Origin of the sequence: uncultured Arthrobacter sp., assembly GCF_902805515.1 — a bacterium.
In the GTDB taxonomy this organism is placed as follows: domain Bacteria; phylum Actinomycetota; class Actinomycetes; order Actinomycetales; family Micrococcaceae; genus Arthrobacter_D.
On the sequence record NZ_CADCTE010000064.1, the window covers coordinates 1 to 3,669 of the forward strand.

The window sequence follows — 3,669 nt, forward strand, 5'->3', positions numbered from 1 at the left end:
CCGGTGGCACCGCCCGCACCGGTGGCGCCGCCCGCACCGGTGGCGCCGCCCGCACCGATGGCGCCGCCCGCACCGGTGGCGCCGCCCGCACCGGTGGCGCCGGTGGTGCAGCAACCGCCGGTCGTCGTACCCGTGGTTCCCGCTCCCCAGGCCCTCCCGGCGGCACCCCCCGCGCCCAAGGTGGTCGTTCCGCCCAAGCTCAAGCCCAGCGCGCCCAAGTTCGCAACCGCGCCCTTCGCGACGGCACCTTTCGCCAGCCAGCTCCCCGAGGGGTCAGCGGCCCCTGCGGAGGAAGATGCCGCCGAAGCGGCTGCGCCCGAAACTGCGGCCGCCAGCACGGCGAAGGTCAGCCGCGTCGCGGGGATCGCAGGGACGCTCATCCTGCTTGCGGGCGCCGTCGTCGCCTTCGCCCGCCACAGACCCCGGGACTAACCCGCGCGTATCCGCAGGCGGTAAGGCGCTGGGCCTAGGCGTCAATTTCCTGCTGCGCGAGGGCCGCGAGGGATTTCAGGTTGGCTGCGTCGGTATCGCTGAACGCCCGCGGTTTGTCGTCGATGACGCACAGGCTTCCGATCCTCCAGCCGCCCGGACCGGTCAGCGGGTGGCCCGCATAGAAGCGGATGTGCGGCTCCCCCTGAACCAGCGGGCTCGAGCTGAAGGCGGCGTCCTTGAGCGTGTCCGGAATGACGAGCATCCTGTCGGCGCGGATGGTTTGGTTGCAGAAGGCGATGTCGCGGGGCAGGTTCTGGCCGATCGGCCCGGCCAGGGACTTGATGAACTGGCTGTCCCCGGTGATCAGGGCGATCGAGGACGAGCTGACACCGAACTGGCGTTGGGCGCGCTGGGTGATCTGGTCGAACCGCGCCTCCCCCGGGGTGTCGAGAAGCCCGGTCCTGCTCAGTGACTCAAGCCGGCGCAGTTCCGCTTCGCGTTGAATGGCCTGGATGGCGCCTGCCGCACCGAGCGTGCTGAGAGCCGGGTCGAGCCAGCCGCCAAGCTGGCCGGAATAGCCGGCGGCAGCCGACACCTCGCCCGTGCTGTAGGGTGCCGGCTGGACGGCGGACCCGCGGTCCTCGAGCATCTCGTTAATGGCGTGGGCGACCAGGTCCCGCTCCAGGGAGGGCAGCACCAGGAGCCCGTAGAGGTAGGCCTCGACGTCGAGCGGATCGAGACGGCCACCCATCCCGGCGTAGTTGAGCCATAAGTCGTAGGAGTCGAGCTTGGCGGCCGATGCGCTCTCGATGCTCAGCCACTGCTGGGCATACCTGTCCATTGCCGGCACCCGCCACCCCTCCTTTCACTCCAGTAAAGTTTTGTCTATCCGTCAACCGTAACTGAAAGAGTGCGCACGGAGGAGAGAAAGCGAGAACGCGTCGCGGCCGCTTCCGCCGGCCCGAGGCCATTCCAACGGAGACGCCCCGGAGGCTGCGGAACCGTCAACTCTAGGACTCCCGCCCGCAGCAGTCTATGACTTTCCTTCCCAGCTCCGGCATGTACTCTGGTGCAGCGTCCATTCCTAGAAGAAAGCAATTCCCCCATGGCAACCGATTACGACGCCCCCCGCGTCGCGCAGGAAGACCAGCCGGCCAACGAATCGCTTGAGGCGATTCAGGCCCAACGCAGCGCCACCACGCAGACCGCGTTGATCGATGTTGAGGACGGCGACACCGCCGAAGGCTTCGATCTTCCCGGAGCTGTCGTCGATGACGAACTGCTCGTCGAGGTCGTTCCCGTTCAGGAGGACGAGTTCACCTGCATGTCCTGTTTCCTCGTCCACCACCGCAGCCAGCTGGCGCTGGATAAGAACGGCGCCAAGTACTGCAGGGAGTGCGAAGGCTAAAGGCAGAGCTTCCCCGACCGGCCCCTTACGGCGTCGGACCCGCGCCCATCCGGAGGCGGGTCCGGCGCCGAATTGTCAGTGGCAGCAAATAGTCTGACTACGACGTTTAGGCCGGGCCACCGAGGAAACCATGAACACCGCCGTCCTTCCCGCACCGCAAATCTTCGATCGTCCCTGGACACGCGAACAGCTTCTTGGTGCCGCCGAGGCTTCCCGGGAGTCCGAGGAACACACCGACTATCACGGGGCCGCCCGGGCGATGGCCGGCCGGGGTCGGTCGGTGGACCTGCCCCGGATCAGGGCTCTGGTCAGCACCGTCATGGGCGGCACCGATGGGATTTACTACATCTGCTGCTCCCTCTACGGCGCCCATCTGGCCATCAGCTTCCCCGAAGTGTTTACGGATCGCCAGCGCGAGCTGCTCCTGGCGCCGCTCGCGGCTGCCGAGGCACTCGCGGGCGCCGGCGCACTCGAGCGTGCGGCCTAGTGGGCCACGGGTCCTTCCGGGTTTGAGGCCGGCACTTTCTGCACCGTTTCCCCTCCCGTTTCCGGGCCATTCCCGAGGGCCGGGACGTCAGGTCCGCGGCGATCCCTTCGAGGGGCGGGCACCGAAGCTTTCGGCCAGGTCGAAGGTGAAGTCGATGAGCAACCCGATCACGTAGACACAGTCCCGCCGGTCCTCAAGCTCGCCCTTCATTCTGGTCAGCGCGGCCAGCAGGTCCTCATTGGACCGGCCGTCCTCAAGGTACCGGTCGACGGCCGCGGCGAGGGCGTCCGCACCGCCACCGTCTTCGAGGAAGCGGTAGGGCTCCCAGTTGAGATGGTCCCACCGTGACGCCAGCTCCTCCGACATCCACGGCACCCCGGCCTCCTCAGCCCGCGGCTGGACAGCGGTTTCGAGTACGTCCCGGGTGCTGCTCACCTCGGCCATGATGCGCTCGGGGTCCGGCGGCGTGAACGCTTCAAACCGGTCAAGCGCCGCCCTGGCCTCCTCCACCGCCAGGCGCAGCCTCTCCTCGAAGCTGGGGCCCTCGTAGGGAGCCCGCCCCGCCCCGCCGAGGTCCAGCACCAGGGCGGAGACGTCGGCGTAGGCGCGGTCGAGCCGGTGGTGCACCCCGGCGACGTCCTGGTCGCCCCCGGCAAGTTTCCAGGCCTTCTCGTGAAGCGTGACCACGGTGTCAATAGCCAGCATCCTGGCACTCGCGGCGACGGCCTTCTTCGTCCTGCGCCCGGCCAGCAGCCGCACGCCGACCAGCCCGGTCGAAATCACCACGGTGAGGACCGACAGGGCCAGGACAGCGGGATCGCTGTCCTGCTCCCGCCCGGCGCTTCCGGTTCCGCTCAACCTTGTCTCGGCCACGATGCCTCCTCGGGGTTTGATTGCACATTCTTTCACGCAATTCCATTACCCGGGAGGGAATGCCCGGAAGCTTCAGCCGGCGCGCGAACCCGTCCGGTCAGGCCGGAGCGACGACTTCGACGATCGCACGCCTCTTGGCCTCCTCCTCGAACGGCGGGGACCAGACCAACACCCCATAGCGCCCCGGGGCGAGGTCGGCCGACAGCGTGATCTGCATCGAGTAGTGGCCGTTCGCGTCGGCAGAGACCACAGGAGCGTTAAGGAGGTCGGTATCCGTCTGGTAGCGGAAGAGCATCACATGGATTTGCGCACCGGCTTCATAACCGCCTCCGGAGACGGTCCAGGTGGAACCCGCCATACGCTCCACCCGGGGCTCATCCGGGGCGGTGGCGGGGACCAGATCGGGGTACACCGGCGCGGGAGGCTGGACCACGGGGACTTCGGCAGGGGCCTGTGGTGCCGTGGGCTG

Annotated in this window: 4 protein-coding genes and 2 pseudogenes; 3 read left to right on the forward strand and 3 right to left on the reverse strand. The window is 68.1% G+C overall.

What is annotated here, in order from left to right; genetic code table 11:
• Window positions 1-432, forward strand: a pseudogene (locus tag QZX79_RS05200) (hypothetical protein); the annotation flags it as partial.
• A 34-nt stretch (window positions 433-466) separates the two neighbouring features.
• On the opposite strand, the gene QZX79_RS05205 reads toward QZX79_RS05200, so the two are convergent.
• Complete coding sequence (locus QZX79_RS05205) at window positions 467-1,273, reverse strand: GAF domain-containing protein (protein WP_294565592.1); 807 nt, start codon at window positions 1,271-1,273, stop codon at window positions 467-469.
• Between the two features lie 264 nt (window positions 1,274-1,537).
• Between QZX79_RS05205 and QZX79_RS05210 the strand changes: the two genes are divergently transcribed.
• A complete protein-coding gene (locus QZX79_RS05210) occupies window positions 1,538-1,840 on the forward strand; it encodes a DUF4193 domain-containing protein (RefSeq protein ID WP_120167448.1) in 303 nt (100 codons plus the stop codon).
• Between the two features lie 130 nt (window positions 1,841-1,970).
• Window positions 1,971-2,327 carry a hypothetical protein gene (locus QZX79_RS05215; RefSeq protein WP_294565586.1) on the forward strand — a complete coding sequence of 119 codons (357 nt, stop codon included), beginning with the start codon at window positions 1,971-1,973 and terminating at the stop codon, window positions 2,325-2,327.
• Window positions 2,328-2,414: 87 nt separating this feature from the next.
• Here the strand turns inward: QZX79_RS05215 and QZX79_RS05220 are convergent, their stop codons facing one another.
• Complete coding sequence (locus QZX79_RS05220) at window positions 2,415-3,200, reverse strand: hypothetical protein (RefSeq protein ID WP_294565589.1); 786 nt, start codon at window positions 3,198-3,200, stop codon at window positions 2,415-2,417.
• A gap of 97 nt (window positions 3,201-3,297) precedes the next feature.
• Window positions 3,298-3,669 (reverse strand): annotated as a pseudogene (locus QZX79_RS05225) (hypothetical protein); the annotation flags it as partial.

Coding starts and splice junctions, on each gene's coding strand:
- QZX79_RS05205 (WP_294565592.1), bottom strand. CDS start 1,273: ATGGACAGGTATGCCCAGCAGTGGCTGAGCATCGAGAGCGCATCGGCC.
- QZX79_RS05215 (WP_294565586.1), top strand. CDS start 1,971: ATGAACACCGCCGTCCTTCCCGCACCGCAAATCTTCGATCGTCCCTGG.
- QZX79_RS05210 (WP_120167448.1), top strand. CDS start 1,538: ATGGCAACCGATTACGACGCCCCCCGCGTCGCGCAGGAAGACCAGCCG.